The 16,693-nt window shown below is 64.3% G+C and carries 19 protein-coding genes; 8 read left to right on the top strand and 11 right to left on the bottom strand.

The genetic code is table 11. From position 1 onward, the window contains the following. The first annotated feature begins 93 nt into the window (after nt 1–93). Nucleotides 94–966, top strand: a complete 873-nt coding sequence (locus tag OEG79_RS06060; protein ID WP_264147895.1) for a helix-turn-helix domain-containing protein — start codon at nt 94–96, stop codon at nt 964–966. A gap of 156 nt (nt 967–1,122) precedes the next feature. After that, the gene (locus OEG79_RS06055) at nt 1,123–3,753 is read left to right on the top strand and encodes a DEAD/DEAH box helicase (protein WP_264147894.1); all 2,631 of its coding nucleotides are present in this window, start codon (nt 1,123–1,125) and stop codon (nt 3,751–3,753) included. A gap of 15 nt (nt 3,754–3,768) precedes the next feature. Here the strand turns inward: OEG79_RS06055 and OEG79_RS06050 are convergent, their stop codons facing one another. Next, nucleotides 3,769–4,263 (bottom strand): phosphate-starvation-inducible protein PsiE, encoded by a 495-nt coding sequence (locus OEG79_RS06050; RefSeq protein ID WP_264147893.1) that lies wholly within the window; start codon nt 4,261–4,263, stop codon nt 3,769–3,771. Nucleotides 4,264–4,528: 265 nt separating this feature from the next. Between OEG79_RS06050 and OEG79_RS06045 the strand changes: the two genes are divergently transcribed. Continuing rightward, the gene (locus tag OEG79_RS06045; RefSeq protein WP_264147892.1) at nt 4,529–4,792 is read left to right on the top strand and encodes a YebG family protein; all 264 of its coding nucleotides are present in this window, start codon (nt 4,529–4,531) and stop codon (nt 4,790–4,792) included. Between the two features lie 39 nt (nt 4,793–4,831). On the opposite strand, the gene OEG79_RS06040 is transcribed toward OEG79_RS06045, so the two are convergent. Next, a complete protein-coding gene (locus OEG79_RS06040) occupies nt 4,832–5,074 on the bottom strand; it encodes a hypothetical protein (RefSeq protein WP_264147891.1) in 243 nt (80 codons plus the stop codon). Nucleotides 5,075–5,157: 83 nt separating this feature from the next. Here OEG79_RS06040 and OEG79_RS06035 point away from each other — a divergent pair, with 83 nt between their 5' ends. Then, complete coding sequence (locus OEG79_RS06035) at nt 5,158–5,562, top strand: DUF488 domain-containing protein (protein WP_264147890.1); 405 nt, start codon at nt 5,158–5,160, stop codon at nt 5,560–5,562. A 34-nt stretch (nt 5,563–5,596) separates the two neighbouring features. Here OEG79_RS06035 and OEG79_RS06030 read toward each other — a convergent pair whose 3' ends face one another. Next, the gene (locus tag OEG79_RS06030) at nt 5,597–6,619 is read right to left on the bottom strand and encodes a Leu/Phe/Val dehydrogenase (RefSeq protein WP_264147889.1); all 1,023 of its coding nucleotides are present in this window, start codon (nt 6,617–6,619) and stop codon (nt 5,597–5,599) included. Between the two features lie 100 nt (nt 6,620–6,719). Here OEG79_RS06030 and OEG79_RS06025 point away from each other — a divergent pair, with 100 nt between their 5' ends. Beyond that, nucleotides 6,720–7,523 (top strand): SirB1 family protein, encoded by an 804-nt coding sequence (locus OEG79_RS06025; RefSeq protein WP_264147888.1) that lies wholly within the window; start codon nt 6,720–6,722, stop codon nt 7,521–7,523. Between the two features lie 17 nt (nt 7,524–7,540). Here OEG79_RS06025 and OEG79_RS06020 read toward each other — a convergent pair whose 3' ends face one another. The 3 genes from OEG79_RS06020 to OEG79_RS06010 are packed head-to-tail and all read right to left on the bottom strand — an operon-like array spanning nt 7,541 to nt 8,813. Next, nucleotides 7,541–7,897, bottom strand: coding sequence for a PilZ domain-containing protein (locus tag OEG79_RS06020; RefSeq protein ID WP_264147887.1), 357 nt, complete (start codon nt 7,895–7,897; stop codon nt 7,541–7,543). A gap of 59 nt (nt 7,898–7,956) precedes the next feature. Beyond that, nucleotides 7,957–8,379 carry a DUF4124 domain-containing protein gene (locus OEG79_RS06015; protein ID WP_264147886.1) on the bottom strand — a complete coding sequence of 141 codons (423 nt, stop codon included), beginning with the start codon at nt 8,377–8,379 and terminating at the stop codon, nt 7,957–7,959. 59 nt (nt 8,380–8,438) lie between these two features. Continuing rightward, complete coding sequence (locus OEG79_RS06010; protein WP_264147885.1) at nt 8,439–8,813, bottom strand: tetratricopeptide repeat protein; 375 nt, start codon at nt 8,811–8,813, stop codon at nt 8,439–8,441. Between the two features lie 288 nt (nt 8,814–9,101). On the opposite strand from OEG79_RS06010, the gene OEG79_RS06005 reads away from it, so the two are divergent. Together OEG79_RS06005 and pyk are read left to right on the top strand one after the other, a co-directional pair. Further along, the gene (locus OEG79_RS06005; protein WP_264147884.1) at nt 9,102–10,010 is read left to right on the top strand and encodes a universal stress protein; all 909 of its coding nucleotides are present in this window, start codon (nt 9,102–9,104) and stop codon (nt 10,008–10,010) included. 71 nt (nt 10,011–10,081) lie between these two features. Then, complete coding sequence (pyk, locus tag OEG79_RS06000) at nt 10,082–11,533, top strand: pyruvate kinase (protein ID WP_264147883.1); 1,452 nt, start codon at nt 10,082–10,084, stop codon at nt 11,531–11,533. 62 nt (nt 11,534–11,595) lie between these two features. On the opposite strand, the gene ycaC is transcribed toward pyk, so the two are convergent. Continuing rightward, entirely contained in the window at nt 11,596–12,210 is a 615-nt protein-coding gene (gene ycaC, locus OEG79_RS05995; protein WP_264147882.1) for an isochorismate family cysteine hydrolase YcaC, read from the bottom strand. 189 nt (nt 12,211–12,399) lie between these two features. Between ycaC and OEG79_RS05990 the strand changes: the two genes are divergently transcribed. Next, complete coding sequence (locus tag OEG79_RS05990) at nt 12,400–13,311, top strand: LysR family transcriptional regulator (RefSeq protein ID WP_264147881.1); 912 nt, start codon at nt 12,400–12,402, stop codon at nt 13,309–13,311. Nucleotides 13,312–13,317: 6 nt separating this feature from the next. Here OEG79_RS05990 and OEG79_RS05985 read toward each other — a convergent pair whose 3' ends face one another. Genes OEG79_RS05985 through OEG79_RS05970 form a run of 4 tightly spaced genes read right to left on the bottom strand, consistent with a single transcriptional unit; the run spans nt 13,318 to nt 16,368 of the window. Beyond that, complete coding sequence (locus OEG79_RS05985; RefSeq protein WP_264147880.1) at nt 13,318–14,091, bottom strand: enoyl-CoA hydratase-related protein; 774 nt, start codon at nt 14,089–14,091, stop codon at nt 13,318–13,320. 24 nt (nt 14,092–14,115) lie between these two features. Then, a complete protein-coding gene (locus OEG79_RS05980) occupies nt 14,116–14,406 on the bottom strand; it encodes a DUF1330 domain-containing protein (protein WP_264147879.1) in 291 nt (96 codons plus the stop codon). Between the two features lie 29 nt (nt 14,407–14,435). Beyond that, nucleotides 14,436–15,374: an iron-sulfur-binding ferredoxin reductase gene (locus tag OEG79_RS05975; protein ID WP_264147878.1), complete on the bottom strand. Its 939-nt coding sequence runs from the start codon at nt 15,372–15,374 to the stop codon at nt 14,436–14,438. Next, on the bottom strand, nt 15,367–16,368 hold the full coding sequence (locus tag OEG79_RS05970; RefSeq protein WP_413247539.1) for a diguanylate cyclase domain-containing protein: 1,002 nt from the start codon (nt 16,366–16,368) through the stop codon (nt 15,367–15,369). The genes OEG79_RS05975 and OEG79_RS05970 overlap by 8 nt, the downstream gene beginning before the upstream one ends. Between the last annotated feature and the right edge of the window lie 325 nt (nt 16,369–16,693).

Genomic DNA, 16,693 nt, shown 5'->3' with positions numbered 1-16,693 from the left:
AGGACCCCAGACTTGCGCAAACTTGCGCATTTTTTTCGCGACCACTGGTTTTGCCGGTCGACAGGCGTAGCATGGCTGAATCAGGAGAAGCTGATGGCGCAATTCGAACGTCTGCAGGTATTTCAGAGCATGAGCCGCTCGCCCAACGCCCGGTTGCATGCGATGGCCGAGCTGGGCAACGGCATGGCTGCAGCCCGCTGGAGCAATGCCCACGACGCACGCGACTACCTGGCCCCCAGTCATCACACGCTGTCCTGCTACCTGGCCGGAGGCACCGGCACCTTTCGCCGCGAGCAGCCCGGCAACAAGGGCGCGCCGGACAAGCTGTGCATCCTGCCGGCCGAGCACCAGTCGGCCTGGATCATCAACGGCGAGATTCAGCTCGCTCACCTCTATGTCGAGCAGGAGCAGTTCGCGCTCGGTGCGGTCGCCCTGCTCGACCGTGAACCACGCAGTCTGCAACTGGAGGAAGCAACCTTCCTTGAAGATGCCGAGCAGGCGGCGCGTTTTCGCCAGCTGTGCTCCCTCGACTGGCAGGAACCGGGTGAACGCCTGCTGGCCAGCAGCCTGGCCCACCAGTTGCTCGACCATGCCCTGCTCAACCAGGTTGGCCAGCGTCAGGGCCTGCGCCTTAAGGGCGGTCTGGCTCCAGGCCAACGCCGGCGCGTACGCGACTTCATCGAGCAGCATCTGGAAACGCCGCTGCCGCTGAGCCAACTGGCGGCGCTCTGCGCCCTGTCCGAATACCATTTCGCGCGCATGTTTCAGAGCAGTTTCGGTCTGCCACCGCATCGCTACGTGCTGGCAAGGCGTCTGGCTCGCGCCTGCCAGATGCTGCGCCAGTCACAACCCGCGCTCAGCGAAGTGGCGCTGGCCTGCGGCTTCGCCAGTGCCAGCCATTTCAGCAACCGCTTCCGCCAGGGGCTGGGCGCCACGCCGGGACAGTACCGCGCGGCGTTTCTCTAGTCCGCCATCATTGCCACGCCGGGTTACGCACGCCCTACTCGTCGGCAATCTCTGCGCCCCGCCTGCTAATCGCCGCACAGCTATGCGAAAATCTGCGGCTTTGCATTGCCACGGCCCAGTCATGCGCCCATTACCTATCCCTCCGGGGCGTCGTTGATGCCTCTGGATATTCACCAGTTGCGCCAGGAAGACTGGCGTTCGGAATTCGGCGCCGGCGACCTGCGCCGCGGCCAGGGTTACGCCGAGGAAAAACGCAGCAAACTGCTCACCCTCAAGGACAACAGCCTGCTCGCCAATTGCCGTGGCTCGGCCGGGCAGACCTATCAGCAGCGCATCACCCTGCACCCCTACGGGCGTAAATGGAGCGTGACCGGCCACTGCAACTGCCCGGTCGGTTTCAACTGCAAGCATGTGGTCGCCGCCCTGCTCACCCTGGAAGCCCGGCAGCGCGCGGGCAGCGACCTCTCGGACATCATCGTGGCGGACAGGGAACTGGCGGAAACGCGCCTCGAAGGTACCGCGCCCTCCGCCATCCTCAGCCTGGGCAGCCAGGTGCGCGTGCATTTCGACGCGCGCAAGGGACGCATGCATGAGCAGACCCAGCACCGCGCCGCGCTGGCCTTCGACTACGCCGGGCACAAGGTTTTCGGCAAGCCGGCCAAGGATCTGGTCAAGCGCCTCGACGAACACACCAATCTGCGCCTGATTCGCGACGGTGCGGCCGAAGCCGGTCTGCGCAAGCGCCTGGAAAGCCTCGGCCTGCAGGTGGCGTTGCGCCAGAGCGAAGCCCTGCCGGCCGAGGCTGGTGAGCCGTTCGAGCTGGAGCGCGAGCGCGACTGGCTGGATTTCGTCCAACATCACCTGCCGCAACTGCGCGCAGAGGGCTGGCAGATCCACATGCGCCCGGACTTCCAGTACAACCTCGCCGAGGTCCAAGACTGGTATGCAGAAGTCGAGGAAGACCCACAGCAGAACTGGTTCGATCTGGAACTGGGCATCGAAGTCGAAGGCCAGCGTCTGAGCCTGCTGCCGATTCTGCTCCAGGCCATTCGCCGCACACCCTGGCTGCTGGCACCCGAAGCGCTGGCCCAGCGCGCCGACGAGGATCGCCTGCTGGTCAGCCTGCCGCAGGGCGGCAAACGCATCGCCCTGCCGTTCGCCCGCCTCAAGCCTCTATTGGCCACGCTTGGCGAACTGTATTTCCGCGACCCTGGCGAGGACCACCTGCCACTGCGCCTGGGGCGTGCCGACGCCGCGCGTCTGGCGGAACTGGCCCATGGCCCGGAACTGAGCTGGCAGGGCGGTGATGAACTGCGCGGTTTCGCCGAGCGCCTGCAGAACCTGGCAGTGCGCGAAATTGCTCCGCCCGAGGGGCTGCAGGCCGAACTGCGCACCTATCAGGTGCAGGGCCTGAACTGGATGCAGACCCTGGCCGAGTTACGCGTCGGCGGCGTGCTGGCTGACGACATGGGCCTGGGCAAGACCCTGCAGACCCTGGCGCACATCCTCTGCGAGAAGCAGGCCAGGCGCCTCGACAAGCCCGCACTGATCGTCATGCCCACCAGCCTGATCCCCAACTGGCAGGACGAAGCGGCGCGCTTCACCCCGCAGCTGCGTGTGCTGGCCCTGCACGGCAGCAAGCGCAAGGCGCTGTTCGCGGAGATCGCCGAACACGATCTGATCCTCACCACCTACGCCCTGCTGCCGCGCGACCTCAAGGCGCTGAACCAGCAGCGCTACCGCCTGCTGATCCTCGACGAAGCGCAGAACATCAAGAACCCGCGCAGCAAGGCGGCCAGCGCCGCCGCTCAGGTGCAGGCCGATCTGCGCCTGTGCCTGACCGGCACGCCGCTGGAGAACCACCTGGGTGAGCTCTGGTCGCTGTTCCACTTCCTCATGCCGGGCTGGCTGGGTGACGCCAAGGCCTTCACCCGTGACTACCGCACGCCCATCGAGAAACGAGGCGATGCTCAGCGCCTGAATCATCTGAACGGGCGCATCCGCCCGTTCCTGCTGCGCCGCACCAAGGAACAGGTGGCCAGCGAACTGCCGCCGAAGACCGAGATCACCCACTGGGTCGAGCTGACCCAGCTGCAGCGCGACCGCTACGAAACCCTGCGCCTGGCGATGGATCAGAAGGTACGCGACGAGATCGCCCGCCAGGGGCTGGCGCGCAGCCACATCGTGATCCTCGAAGCCCTGCTGCGCCTGCGCCAGAGCTGCTGCGACCTGCGCCTGCTCGGCGAGGATCACGGCGCACTGAACGCCAGCGACTCGGGCAAGCTCAGCGCCCTGCTGGACATGCTCGAGGAGCTGGTCGACGAAGGCCGCCGCGTGCTGCTGTTCTCCCAGTTCACCTCGATGCTGGCCCTGATCGAAACGGAACTGCAGACGCGCAAGATCGCCTACGCCAAGCTCACCGGCAGCACCCAGGACCGACGTACCCCGGTACAGCGCTTCCAGGCCGGGGAATTCCCGGTTTTCCTGATCAGTCTCAAGGCCGGCGGCAGCGGCCTCAACCTGACCGCCGCCGACACCGTGATTCACTTCGACCCCTGGTGGAACCCGGCCGCCGAAGCCCAGGCCAGCGACCGCGCCTACCGCATCGGCCAGGACAAGCCGGTGTTCGTCTACAAGCTGATCGCCCGCGGCAGCGTCGAGGAGAAGATCCAGCAGCTGCAACAGGCCAAGGCCAGCCTGGCCAAAGGTGTCCTCGACGGCGGCAGCCAGGGCCAGTGGCAGTTGGACGAGGATGATCTGGCGGCGCTGTTCGCGCCGCTCGACTGACGTCCCGCTGGCAGCTTAGTCGGACATATCGTCGCGCTCGGCTTCGGCATCCTCGCGGTTGCGCGCCTTGCTGCGGGGGTGCGGGCCGGCCACGGCCGGAAAACGTGACGAGGCGTAGCGCACCACCAGAATCGCCAGAGCCAGCAGCAGGATCGCCCCGGACACCATCACCACGCCCCAGCTCGGCTTGTGCGTGTGGGAAATGTCGGAAATCAGCAGACGGGTCAGCGCCGTGATCGCCACGTAGATCATGAAGCGGATCGGCATGTGGTTGGTTTTGAAGTAGATGCCTACCATCGCCGCCAACTCCAGGTAGATGAACAGCAGCAGAATGTCATCGACCGTGATGTGACCCTTTTCCAGCATGCCGATGAAAGTCATCACCCCCGCCCACGCGGTGATCGCCCCGATGGCGAACAGCGCCAGGTAATGGAAGGCCTCCATCAACAGATTGCCCAGCGACTCCGCCAGGCCATGCATGCCTTCACGCAGACGTTCCGCCCAATTCATCTTTTCACTTCTCCCCAAAGCACGCATGACGTTCAGGCATCGGAAACGATGCCCGCTGTCGAGCATGCAGGAAAAACACCAGCTTGAGGATGAGGCAGGGATGTGACGGAACGACACAGGCCAATGGCCGGCATCGGTCGCGACTTCTATCCTCTGTGTCGGAGGCAATACTGGCCAAACGGCAGCGAGTCCTTTATCCTCGCCACCACTGTATAAAAAACCAGTTAAATCCCTACGACACATATGAAGGCAGACGAGGTGATGAATGGCCGTCGAAGTGGTGTACCGCAGCAGCCGCGATCCGGAGCGCTTGTTCATGGATAAGGCCGAAGCCGACCGTTACGACAAGATGCTGGAGCTGGCCGAGCGCCTGAGTCAGGTACTGCACAAGGCGGTGCCATCCTTGAGCGAGGAACAGGGCGAAGAGCTGGGTATCTTCATGGCCAAGAACCGCGATGTATTCGCCAAGGCGTTCAAGAGCCAGCCGGACGCGCTCGACGAACTGGAAATCGACACCGCCAGCGAATGACCAGGAACCGCGGCCCCGTTCCTCCAACGGGGCTTCGACCTATGCGTTACTGACGGGATACTGCGCTGCGGCCTGCTCCAGCCAGACCGGCAAGTCTCGCCGCTTGACCCCTTCACGCCGGGCACGGGCCAGTTGCTCCAGCATGTACTGGCGCTTGTGCTCGTCGCCTTCGGCGAAAGACAGCGCAAGATCACGATCGCTCCACTGACGAATACGGCGAAACAGCCACCAGTGAAAGTAAAGGCCGGCTGCGGTAGTGACGACGATGATGAAATAGTCCATGGTGACTCCTCCCCTCATCACGCTAATCGAGCCCGCGGATACCGCCAAGTGCGGCATTGCCGCAGGCGACGGAGGCCAGCTCCATGATCCGGTGCAAGCGGGTCTATCTCGAGGCAGAAGCCAGTGACGGCCAACGCGTACTGATCGACCGATTGTGGCCTCGTGGCTTGTCCAGGGAGGCCCTGGCGCTCGATGAATGGCTACCCGATGTCGCTCCTTCCAGTGAGCTGCGCAAGTCCTTCGCCCATCGCGCCGAAGCCTTCGATGAGTTCCGCACCGCCTACCGCCGTGAACTGTGCGCCCACCCCGAGCACTGGCAACGCCTGCTGCACTGGGCGGCAAGCGGCACGCTGACGCTGCTCTACGCGGCGCGCGACGAGGCGCACAACAACGCACGCGTACTGGCCGATTTCCTCGAAGATGAACTGCAGCGCCATGACGCGCCCAGCTCGCCGGTGTGTTACCAGGGCGAATTCGACGGTCATTGACCGCGCCGCCCTGCAGGATCGCCCCGGATAACGGCTAGGTGCCGTACAGTAGGCGCTCGGCGAGGTAGTCGGCGACTCGCGCCGGGGAACGTTTTTCAGCCTGGGCGTGGGCATAGATTTCGGTCAGCCGCCGGCTGATCTGCGCCAGGTGCGCGGTGATCGCCGGCAGCGCCTCGCCGCGATGTCGCAGCGCGACATAGATCAGCCCACCGGCGTTGAGCACGTAATCTGGCGCGTAGAGGATTCCGCGCGCCTCCAGCTGGTCGGCCACATCAGGACTGGCCAGTTGATTGTTGGCGGCACCGGCCACCGCAGCACAACGCAGATGAGCGACCGTCTGCGCGTTCAGCACCCCGCCCAGGCCGCACGGTGCAAGGATGTCGCAAGGCGTCGTTAGCAGCGCATCACTGGCAATCGGGTGCGCGCCCAGTTGCTCGACGGCCAGTTGCACGCAACCGGCATCGAGATCGCTGACCAGCAGCTCGGCGCCAGCGGCGTGCAGTGCTTCGGCCAGGGCGAAACCCACATTGCCAAGCCCCTGCACGGCCACGCGCAGCCCTTCCAGATCATCGCTGCCCAGGCGCGCCTGGGCCGTGGCGCGGATACCCGCGAACACACCCAGCGCCGTGTGCGGCGACGGGTCACCCTCGCGCGTGGTGCTGGTGACGTGACTGGTGTATTGCGCGATGCAATCCATGTCGGCGCTGGAGGTACCGCTGTCGATGGCAGCGATGTAACGCCCGTTGAGCGTCTCGATGAACCGTCCGAACGCCTCGAACAGGGCAGCGCGGCACGGCAGATGGGCCGGCCGGATAATCACCGCCTTGCCGCCACCATGCTCGATGCCGGCAAGCGCCGCCTTGTAGCTCATGCCCTGAGCCAGACGAATGGCATCGTCGATAGCGCTCTGCTCATCGGCATAGGCCAGGTAACGGCAGCCGCCGAGTGCAGGCCCGAAGCGGGTGTTGTGAATGGCGATAACGGCCTTGAGGCCGCTGGCCGGATCCACGGCCAGGTGCAGGGCCTCGAGGCGGGCGGCTTGCATCATGCTGAACATGGCTGCGCTCCCGATCGGACTTCAGCGCCCAGTATAGGAGAAGCCCACTGGACGACACCCCCGCCAGGGGCTACAAGAACAGAAGTCAGCGGAGAATGCGATGAGCCCACGCCAAGCCTGCCTGCAGTGCCTGCAACGCGATCCCCCCGCCCTGTTCGAGGCGGCGCTGTGGATTGCCGCCGAACACGATGAGCAGCTTCAACCCGCTCAGGCATTGAACGATCTGCACAACCTGTTGCTGCAGGTCAGCGCCGGACTCCCCGCCATGCCCGCCCGCGAACTGGCCCAGCCGCTGCTGCGCAGGCTGGCCGAACTGGATTTTCAGGAAGACGACGAAGGCGTCACGCGTCCACGCCACGCTCTGCTCCATGAAGTGCTGCGGCGCCGACGCGGGCAGCCGCTGGCTTTGGCCCTGATAGCCCTGGAGATGGCGCGCCATCTGGACATTCCGCTGCAAGGCGTGAACTTTCCCGGGCATTTCATGCTGCGCGTACCAGGTGCTGACCACCTGCTCGACCCGTGTGGCGGGCGCCGCCTGTACACCCGCGACTGCCGTGAGCACCTCCATCGTCAGTTGGGAACGGGCGTCGAACTCAGCGCCGAGCACCTGCAAACGGCCGACGCCCCGACCATGCTGCAGCGCTTGTCGCGCAACCTGCGCCTGCTGCATCTGCAGCACGACGCCCCCGAGGCGGCGCTCAAGGATGCCGAACGTGTCCTGCTACTCGGGCCGGCAAACCTGGGCGACCATCTGGCCCGCGCCGACGTTTACCGGCAACTGGACTGCCCGCAGGGCGAACGCTACGACCTGGAGCGTGCGCTGCTGTTCTGCGAAGAAGACGGCCTGCGCCTGAAACTGAGCGAGCGGCTGCGCAACCTGGCCCGTGTCCCGGCGATGCACTGATTCGCAGCTGGGGAATATCAGGCGGAAGCCGCCAGGCTGTGGAAGCTGAAGTAGTAACGCAGGGCGTCGATCATCTCGACATAGTCGGCAGGTGGCGCGACCAGCGCGAAACCGGAATCGTAGACACCTGGAGTGACGTCTTCACGGCACCACTGGCAAGTGGCGGAGAAGTCGATGAAATGCATGCCATGCTGGCCGGGAATCTTCAGACGCATGTCGAAACGCGCGCCAACCAGCATCGGCAGCTGACTGATCAGCATCAGGCCGTCGAGAGAGACATTGCCGATGGAGCCCATCGGTTTGTCGGTGATGCGGTTGAACACCTTCAGATAGTAGGGCAGTTGATGGCGTTCGATTCGGCGCTGGCTACGCATGATGGCAGTTCGCTACAAAAGGTCTTGAGTATGGCCCCACTGCGGCCGCTAAACCACCCTCAAGTACAGCGTTGCGCTATCCACTCGCGCAACTGGCGACGAGCGGCATCTGTTTCCTTGTCACTGTAGTAGATGCGCTCGCCATCGGCGCCCTCACGGTAGTAGCTATAACCTTCGGGAATCTGTGCCAGGCGCTGACGCAGATCGCGGCATTCGTTGTTGCGCTCCTGGCGCCGCGTGGCGGCCGTGGCCTCTGCCTGCTGCTGTTCTTCGCGCCGCGCATCGTAGAACCGCTGAGTGCGCGCCTCCCGCTCACGCGTCTGGGCATCGCGCTCGACCACCTGCGGCTTCACCTTTACCGTCTCAGCTCCGGCTACGGGGCGCTCGCTGAAATGCACGCGGCCCTGCTCGTCCGTCCAGCGATAGATTTCAGCCGTCGCCAGAGTCGGCAGCAGCGCGGCGATCAGCAGCAAGTGACGCATGTTCATCCTCCATGGAGCCCATGCGCCAGCTTATACCGCGCCGCGGCGCCGAGAAATGCTCAGAGCGGCGCGGGGATGGTCTTGGCCGCAGGGGCCGGGCTGTGATGCCCCAATTGCTCCAGGGTCTGCAGGCGGGCACGCGCACGGTAGGCATATTCGCTGGCCGGATAGCGCGTGATGATGAACTGATAGGTTTGTGCCGCGTCGACGAACAGGCTTTCACGCTCCAGACACTGGCCACGCAGCAGGGAAATCTCCGGCTGCAGGTAATTGCGCGAGCGGCTCTTGCGCTCGGCTTGCGACAGCTCCAGCGCGACCTGGGCACAATCCCCTTCGTTGTAGGCGCGATAGGCGTTGTTCAGATGGTGGTCGAGCGAGACACGGGTGCAACCCGTGGCAGCCAGGGCCACGGCCAGAATGATCAGGGTACGCATGGGAAAGTCCTCCAGTGAGCAGTGTATCGACCGCCCGGAGAAAAACTGAACAGCGCCGACCTGCCGGCAGCGCCCTGGCATTAGCCGGCGTGCTGACTAGACTCCGTCGCATCGCCCCTTCCAGCCCGCGCGCAGGCGAGCTGCTGACAACCCTTCGTCTGCCTGCTCCGTCTGCTTGTGCCGTTATCCAAGGGCGACTGAGTGCCAGGGCATGCGCTGACCCATGTCAATGCCGCGCATCGCCATCAGGTTTGTAATACCCGTATCCACCCAGGCGAGGCTGCCACCATGAACCTGCAACGACTGTTGGTCGTCATCGACGCCGAACACCAGCAACAACCCGCCCTGCAACGGGCCGTTGACATAGCACGCCAGGTCGGCGCCGAGCTGCACCTGCTGAAGGTTGAGTACCACCCAAGCCTGGAGACCGGCCTGCTGGACAACCGGCTGCTCAACCGTGCCCGTGACGCCATCCTGCAGCAAAGCTGCGAAGATCTGCGCGCCAGTGTCGCCCACCTGAGCGACGAGGGTTTCAAGATCCAGGTGGACGTGCGCTGGGCCAAGCGCCGCCATGAGGAGATACTCGCCCGCGTTGCCGTACTGCAGCCGGACATCCTGTTCAAATCGACCTACCCCAGCAGCGCACTGCGCCGTCTGCTGCTGAGCGACACCAGCTGGCAACTGATCCGCCGCTGCCCGGTGCCACTCTGGCTGGTGCACGATGCCAAGCTGCGAGGCCAGCGCCTGTGCGCGGCGCTCGACCCACTGCACAGCGCCGACAAGCCCGCAGCCCTGGATCATCAGCTGATTCGCACCGCCCAGGCCCTGCAGGCCGCCCTTGGTCTGCACGCCGAATACCTGCATGCGCATGCGCCACTGCCACATTCGCTGCTGTTCGACGCCGAGGTAGCGCAGGCCTATGACGACTACGTGAAACGATGCAGCCGAGAACACCGTGAGGCCTTCGACAAGCTGATCGCCCAGTACGCCATCGATCGGGCGGATGCCCATCTGCTGGACGGTTTTACCGAGGAAGTCATTCCGCGCTTCGTGCACGAGCACAATATAGGCCTGGTGGTGATGGGCGCCATCGCCCGCGGTCACCTGGATAGCCTGTTGATAGGCCATACCGCAGAGCGGGTGCTGGAACGCATCGAATGCGATCTGCTGGTGATCAAACCGGAAGGCAAAGGGTAGTGCACGGGAACAATGACTACAGCTGAACGTCGTAGTAGCCTCCCTGACATAGTTCACTAGGGAGTTCGTGCATGACCTTTCGCCGCACCAAAATCGTCGCCACCCTGGGCCCGGCCAGCAGCTCGCCGGAAGTGCTGGAGCAACTGATCCTCGCCGGTCTCGACGTGGCCCGTCTGAACTTCTCCCACGGCACGCCGGACGACCACAAGGCGCGCGCCGCGCTGGTACGCGAACTCGCCGCCAAGCACGGCCGCCACGTCGCCCTGCTCGGCGACCTGCAAGGCCCGAAGATCCGCATCGCCAAGTTCGAGAACAAGCGCATCGAGCTCAAGGACGGCGACCTGTTCCGCCTCTCCTCCAGCCACTCGCGCACGGCGGGCACTCAGGAAGTGGTCGGCATCGACTACCCGGCGCTGATCCAGGATTGCGACGTCGGCGACGAACTGCTGCTCGATGACGGCCGCGTGGTGATGCGCGTCGAACTCAAGGGCGCGGACGAGTTGCACTGCCGCGTACTGATCGGCGGCCCGCTGTCCGACAACAAGGGCATCAACCGCCGTGGCGGCGGCCTGACCGCACCGGCGCTGACCGAGAAGGACAAGGCCGACATCAAGGTCGCCGCCGAAATGGACCTGGACTACCTCGCCGTGTCCTTCCCGCGCGATGCCGCCGACATGGATTACGCCCGTCGCCTGCTCAACGAGGCAGGCGGCACTGCCTGGCTGGTGGCCAAGATCGAACGTGCCGAAGCCGTGGCCGATGACGAAGCCCTCGACGGCCTGATTCGCGCCAGCGACGCGGTAATGGTCGCCCGTGGCGACCTGGCCGTGGAAATCGGCGACGCCGAGCTGGTCGGCATCCAGAAGAAGATCATTGCTCACGCCCGTCGCCTGAACAAAGCCGTGATCACCGCCACGCAGATGATGGAGTCGATGATTCACAGCCCGATGCCGACCCGCGCCGAAGTCTCCGACGTGGCCAACGCCGCGCTGGACTACACCGACGCGGTGATGCTGTCGGCCGAAAGCGCCGCCGGCGAATACCCAGTCGAAGCCGTGCAGGCCATGGCCCGCGTCTGCCTGGGCGCCGAGAAGCACCCGACCAGCCAGAAATCCAGCCACCGCATCGGCCGTCAGTTCGAGCGCTGCGACGAGAGCGTCGCCCTGGCGACCATGTACACCGCCAACCACTTCCCTGGCGTCAAGGCCATCATCAGCCTGACCGAAAGTGGCTACAGCCCGCTGATCATGTCGCGCATCCGCTCGTCGATCCCGATCTTCGCCTTCACCCCGCACCGCGAGGCCCAGGCCCGCGTAGCGCTGTTCCGCGGCGTCTACACCGTGCCGTTCGACCCGGCCTCCCTGCCGGCGAACAAGGTCAGCCAGGCTGCGGTAGACGAGCTGCTCAAACGTGGTGTGGTGCAGCCGGGCGACTGGGTGATCCTGACCAAGGGCGACAGCTACCATGGCACCGGCGGCACCAACACCATGAAGATCCTGCACGTCGGCGATCCGATGGTGTAACGCTGGCAGCAACGAAAAAGGCCGCTCATCGAGCGGCCTTTTTCATTTTCAGCGGTCTCGTTTCATTTCTGGTTGTAGCTCTGGATCAGGTTGGCGTACGCCGGCAGGTGGCCGCCGAGAATGCCGCCAAAACCTTCAACATCGTTGCGCCAGTCGCGATGCAGTTCGCCACCGACACTGAACCAGTTGACCAGTTGCGCACCGGCATGAGCCATACGCGCCAGCGCGGCGTCACGCACGGCTGTGTTGAACGTTCCGGAGGCATCCGTCACCACGAATACGTCATAGCCGGCCTCCAGCGCAGAGAGCGTCGGGAAGGCTACACAGACGTCGGTGACCACACCCGCGATGATCAGCTGCTTGCGCCCAGTGGCCTTGATCGCATTGACGAAATCTTCGTTGTCCCAGGCATTGATCTGCCCCGGCCGGGCGATATACGGCGCATCCGGAAACATAGCCTTGAGTTCCGGCACGATCGGGCCGTTCGGCCCGGTCTCGAAACTGGTGGTCAGGATGGTCGGCAAATTGAAGAACTTGGCAATATCCGCCAGGGCCAGAATGTTGTTCTTGAACTCGTCAGGCGAATAGTCGCGCACCAGCGACAGCAGACCGGCCTGATGATCGATCAACAATACGACGGCATCGTCCTTGTCCAAACGCTTGTAAGTGAAGGCCATGGGGAAACTCCTGTTCAGATGATAAGACTCATGCCTCAAGATCACAGCGATCCCGAAGACCGTTGAGCCTAGTCGCAAGTCCAGCCGGCATCGACCGCGCGGCGGGGAAATAGCTTTTCGCAAAAACCGAACAGCGCCCCTTGATATAGGGGCGTTATCCTCACTGCAGTCATTTTCGGGAAATCGCCCATGAAGCTGGATCTGCAGGAAATCGAAACCTTTCTGCGTGTCGTGGAGCTGGGGGGCGTCAGCAGGGCAGCGGACGACCTGGCGCTATCGAAGTCGGTGGTCAGCAAGCGTCTGAGCGACCTGGAGCAGCGTATGGGCGTCAAACTGCTGCTGCGCTCCACACGCCGCGTCGTGCCGACCGACACCGGCCTGGCCTTCTATCAGCGGGCCAAAGAAGCACTGCAGGAACTGAGCGAAGCAGCCGAGACGGCGAGCCTCCACGACCGCGGCCTGTGCGGCCGCCTGAACGTACTGGCCCCCATGAGCTTCGGCACTCTCTGGCTCGCGCCGCTGATCGCCCGCTTCATGCGTCTGCATCCGCAGCTACAGATCAGCCTGTATCTGGAGGATCGCATCAGCGACTTCGAGCGCGAAGGTTATGACGTCTGCGTTCGCGTCTCACGCATCGGCGACAGTGCCCTAATCGCTCGCGAACTGGCCCGCAGCGCACGGATACTCTGCGCCAGCCCCGAGTATCTGCAATTGCACGGCATACCGGAAAATCTCGAGGCGCTGCACGCGCATGACTGCATCGGCTACAGCAACGTCGCTTCGCGACAGTTCTGGTCATTTCAGGGCGAGGATGAACACGGCGAGCTGTCCGCGGCAGCACCGCGCGGGCGCTTTTCCACCAACAACGGAGAGGTCATGCGCGAGCTGGCAGCAGCCGGCCAGGGTATTGCGCTGCTGCCCAGCTTCCTCATCCATCAGCAACTGCAAGACGGCTCGCTGATCGAGGTGCTACCCCAAGCGCGGCCCAAGCCCTATTCGATCTATGCGATGTACCCCCGCTCCCGCAGGGCTTCGCGCAAGGTCCTGGCGCTGTGCGACTTTCTCCAGCAGAGCCTGGTCGACGCGCCTTGGGAGCAATGAGAAGAATCAGGAAAACCGCGAGAAATCCGCCTTGCGCCGCTGCATGAATGCCGTCAGCGCCTCGATGGCCTCGGGCGAACGTAGGCGTTGGCCGAACAGCGCGCCCTCCTCCTCGATCACGCGGCGCAACTCTTCGCGCCCTGGCGCGCGCAACAGACGCTTGCTGTCGACGACAGCCGATGGCGCCAGCTGAAGAAAACGCAGCGCGGCCTCGCGCGCCTTGCCCAGTGCGGCCGCGCCATCGTCCAGCGCCTGGTTGGCGATGCCCCACTGGGCCGCCTGCTCACCGGAAAAGCTCTCGCCGAGCAGCAGCAACTCGGCCGCACGTGCATGCCCGAGCAACTGCGGAAGGATCAGGCTGGAGCCGTATTCAGGGCACAGGCCAAGGCTGACGAAGGGCATCTTCAATTGCGCATCACGGGTGACATAGACCAGATCGCAATGCAGCAGCAAGGTGGTACCAATACCGACGGCCGGGCCGGCCACGGCGGCCACAACCGGTTTGCTGAAATCGAACAGCGCGCGCATGAACTGGAACACTTCACTGTTCAAGCCGCTTGGCGGCGCCTGAATGAAATCGGCCACATCATTGCCGCTGGTAAAGCAGCTCTCGCCACCGGTCAGCAGCACCGCACGTACCGACCGGTCGGCGTCGGCCTCGTCCAGAGCTGCGGCCATGCCGGCATACATGGCGCGGGTCAGCGCGTTCTTCTTGTCTGGACGGTTCATGCGCAGGGTCAGAAGACCGCCGTCACGTTCGATTTGCAGGTGTTCGCTCATTACAGCTCCGTTGTTGTCGCGGTGTCAGCCAAGACCGTGCACCAGCAGGGAAAGCGTATCGGCACCGGCCTTGCGATCCACGGAGATCGCCTGGTACTCGGGCGACTCGGTAAAGGCACGGGCGGCTTCCGCATCGGGAAACGCCATCAGCACGACCTTGTCGCGCTGCCAGTCACCCTCCAGTACCTGCGGATGCTCGTCGGCCGCCAGCAGGCGCCCGTCGAAGCGGCGGAACACTTCCATGAAGCGGGCCTGATAACGGTCATAGGCAGAGCGGTCGGTAAACCGCAGCTGGGCGAGGACGTAGACGGTCATACCGACTCCCTGCCGGCATCGCAGCCGGACTATGCGCGTGGTAGAAAGACGTCGGCCAGTACCTGGTTGCGCGGCACGCCGATCAGAAACAGGCGGCGGGCGAAGGCTTCCACGCTGGCGGGTGAGCCGCAGACTAAGGCGATGGTTTGCCGCGAAACAAGCCGCAGATCCGCCAAAACCGCCGCCTGCTCGGACGCCGTTGCCAACTGCACCTGCAGATTCGGATGAGCTGCAGCCAGCGCCTGCAGGGGCTCGGCGAGGTAATGACCAGCATCGTCATGCGCCTGGTGAATGACTCGTATCGGCCCCTGGTGATCCTGACGCAAGGCTTCGCGGAGAATCCCGTAAAGAGGCGCCAGCCCGGTACCAGCGGCCAGCAGCCAGAGCGGGCGCGTCTGCCAGTCAGAGTCGTAATGCAGTGCGCCGCCACGCAGCTCGCCCAGGCGCAGCACATCGCCAACCTGCAGACGCCGCGCGGCATCACAGAAGGCGCCTGGCTGCCGGCAATCGATATGAAACTCCAGCCAGTCATCCTCGCCCGGCACGCTGGCTAGCGAGTAAGGCCGGGCAACACCCTGCCCGCTCCACAGCAGCAGATGCTGACCGGTGCGGTAGCGCAGCGGCCGCGACGGCTGCAAACGCAGGCGCAGAACCTGTGCACCGGGCCAGTCCAGGTCGACCACCTTCGCAGCCAGGCCATCGCGCTGCGGATCGAAGGGTTCGACCTGCAGATCGCCGATCACCTGGCACTGGCAGGCCAGGCGCCAGCCCTCGGCTCGCTTGTCCAGCGCCAATGCCTCGGGCCGCAGGTCCTGCGGTTCGCCGTCGACACAGCGCACCAGGCAGGCGTGACAACTGCCTGCGCGGCAGCTGTAGGGCACTGCCACGTCAGCGCCAAGCAAGGCGTCGAGCAGGTTGGTTTGCTGGGCTACCTGCAGTAGCCGGGCACCCACGCGCAGTTCAGGCACCCGTACGCTCCCAGCTGGCATCGCAGCGATTACGCCCGCCGCGCTTGGCCTGGTAAAGCGCCTGATCGGCGCGCTGCAGGGCGTCGTCGAGGTCATCGCCGGCGGTCAGCATCGTCATGCCGACGGAAAGGCTGAGGCACTCGACCTGCACCCCCACCGGTTCGGCCTTGGCGAATGCCTCGCGCAGCCGCTCGCAGCAGCTGGTGAACTGATCGGCATCGGTATTGGGCAGTAGCAGCACGAACTCCTCACCGCCGTAGCGGGCAATGATATCGCCGTCGCGCAGACAGGCGCGGGCCACCGCGGCGAAGGTCTGCAGCACCCGGTCGCCAGCGGCATGACCGTGAGCATCGTTGATCCGCTTGAAATGGTCCAGGTCGATCAGCGCCAGACCGTGCTGGCGCCCACGCCCGAGGTATTCCAGCTCACGGCTGGCCAGACGCAGGAAATGACGGCGGTTGAACAGACCGGTCAGCTCATCGGTGGCGACCAGCTCCTCGAGCTGGCGCATCATTCCGCGCAGGGTGTCCTGATGCGCCTGCAAGGCGAAACGGCGCTGGCGCATGCGCTTGCGCATGGCCTGCACATAGCTGGAGAACAGACACAGCCAGACCAGCAGAATGAACAGCACCCACACCTGCAGCCAGGCCATGCTGGAATCCACCAACTGCATGCGGTAGGCCTCCACCAGCACCATCGCGGTGAAGCCGAAGAAGGCAAAGGCGGCGCAGCGCGCGAATACCCTGGGCGCCAGCTGGAACACGCCGAACAGGAGGATCAGCACGTAGAAGACCATCATCACGCCGCGGGCGCTGTCGTACAGCCCAAGCACCAGCGGCTGCCAGGCCAGTGCGACCAGCACCTGAGCCTCGGTCAGGCTGGGGTCCTCGAAACGCAGGTTGCGCCCGGAAAGAAACAGCCAGAGGAACACCAGCTGACTGCCGAACACCCCGACTGTCAGCCAGGCGGCCGAGCTGAGCGAGCCGAGAAACATTCCGTTGAATACAGCGAACCAGCAGACGAGGGCCATCATCGCGTAGGTAGCGAAGGCCATGGCGAAGCGTTTGAGCAAGAGATTCTGCAGGCTGCGTTGCACGCCCCTGCGCTTAGTTGAGCTCATGGGCTCCATCCCATACTGGCATCTAGCCGTTACTCTACCCCTGTGATCACAGCTTGCCTAGCGAGCCGACAACCCATGCAGCCAGCATCATCGACCTTAGGCGGCTGTGCCCTGTACGACCGGCGCGGTATACTGCCGCGCCTTTTTCGTTGCCGCCCTGCGTGGCGGCCACTAAGCCGAGCGTCGAGGACGACGTAGA

This window comes from Pseudomonas sp. Z8(2022) (assembly GCF_025837155.1).
Taxonomy (GTDB): Bacteria; Pseudomonadota; Gammaproteobacteria; order Pseudomonadales; family Pseudomonadaceae; genus Aquipseudomonas.
The sequence above is the reverse complement of the archived record's forward strand: the minus strand, read 5'-3'. Positions and strand labels throughout refer to the sequence as shown.

Excerpts from the sequence above, each read along its gene's own strand:
- OEG79_RS06025 (WP_264147888.1), top strand. The coding sequence starts at position 6,720 with ATGAGCCCACGCCAAGCCTGCCTGCAGTGCCTGCAACGCGATCCCCCC.
- OEG79_RS06020 (WP_264147887.1), bottom strand. The coding sequence starts at position 7,897 with ATGCGTAGCCAGCGCCGAATCGAACGCCATCAACTGCCCTACTATCTG.
- OEG79_RS06030 (WP_264147889.1), bottom strand. The coding sequence starts at position 6,619 with ATGTTCAGCATGATGCAAGCCGCCCGCCTCGAGGCCCTGCACCTGGCC.
- OEG79_RS05990 (WP_264147881.1), top strand. The coding sequence starts at position 12,400 with ATGAAGCTGGATCTGCAGGAAATCGAAACCTTTCTGCGTGTCGTGGAG.
- OEG79_RS06005 (WP_264147884.1), top strand. The coding sequence starts at position 9,102 with ATGAACCTGCAACGACTGTTGGTCGTCATCGACGCCGAACACCAGCAA.
- OEG79_RS06055 (WP_264147894.1), top strand. The coding sequence starts at position 1,123 with ATGCCTCTGGATATTCACCAGTTGCGCCAGGAAGACTGGCGTTCGGAA.
- OEG79_RS05985 (WP_264147880.1), bottom strand. The coding sequence starts at position 14,091 with ATGAGCGAACACCTGCAAATCGAACGTGACGGCGGTCTTCTGACCCTG.
- OEG79_RS06035 (WP_264147890.1), top strand. The coding sequence starts at position 5,158 with ATGATCCGGTGCAAGCGGGTCTATCTCGAGGCAGAAGCCAGTGACGGC.
- OEG79_RS06040 (WP_264147891.1), bottom strand. The coding sequence starts at position 5,074 with ATGGACTATTTCATCATCGTCGTCACTACCGCAGCCGGCCTTTACTTT.
- OEG79_RS06045 (WP_264147892.1), top strand. The coding sequence starts at position 4,529 with ATGGCCGTCGAAGTGGTGTACCGCAGCAGCCGCGATCCGGAGCGCTTG.
- OEG79_RS05970 (WP_413247539.1), bottom strand. The coding sequence starts at position 16,368 with ATGTTTCTCGGCTCGCTCAGCTCGGCCGCCTGGCTGACAGTCGGGGTG.
- ycaC (WP_264147882.1), bottom strand. The coding sequence starts at position 12,210 with ATGGCCTTCACTTACAAGCGTTTGGACAAGGACGATGCCGTCGTATTG.
- pyk (WP_264147883.1), top strand. The coding sequence starts at position 10,082 with ATGACCTTTCGCCGCACCAAAATCGTCGCCACCCTGGGCCCGGCCAGC.
- OEG79_RS06060 (WP_264147895.1), top strand. The coding sequence starts at position 94 with ATGGCGCAATTCGAACGTCTGCAGGTATTTCAGAGCATGAGCCGCTCG.
- OEG79_RS06010 (WP_264147885.1), bottom strand. The coding sequence starts at position 8,813 with ATGCGTACCCTGATCATTCTGGCCGTGGCCCTGGCTGCCACGGGTTGC.
- OEG79_RS06015 (WP_264147886.1), bottom strand. The coding sequence starts at position 8,379 with ATGCGTCACTTGCTGCTGATCGCCGCGCTGCTGCCGACTCTGGCGACG.
- OEG79_RS06050 (WP_264147893.1), bottom strand. The coding sequence starts at position 4,263 with ATGAATTGGGCGGAACGTCTGCGTGAAGGCATGCATGGCCTGGCGGAG.
- OEG79_RS05980 (WP_264147879.1), bottom strand. The coding sequence starts at position 14,406 with ATGACCGTCTACGTCCTCGCCCAGCTGCGGTTTACCGACCGCTCTGCC.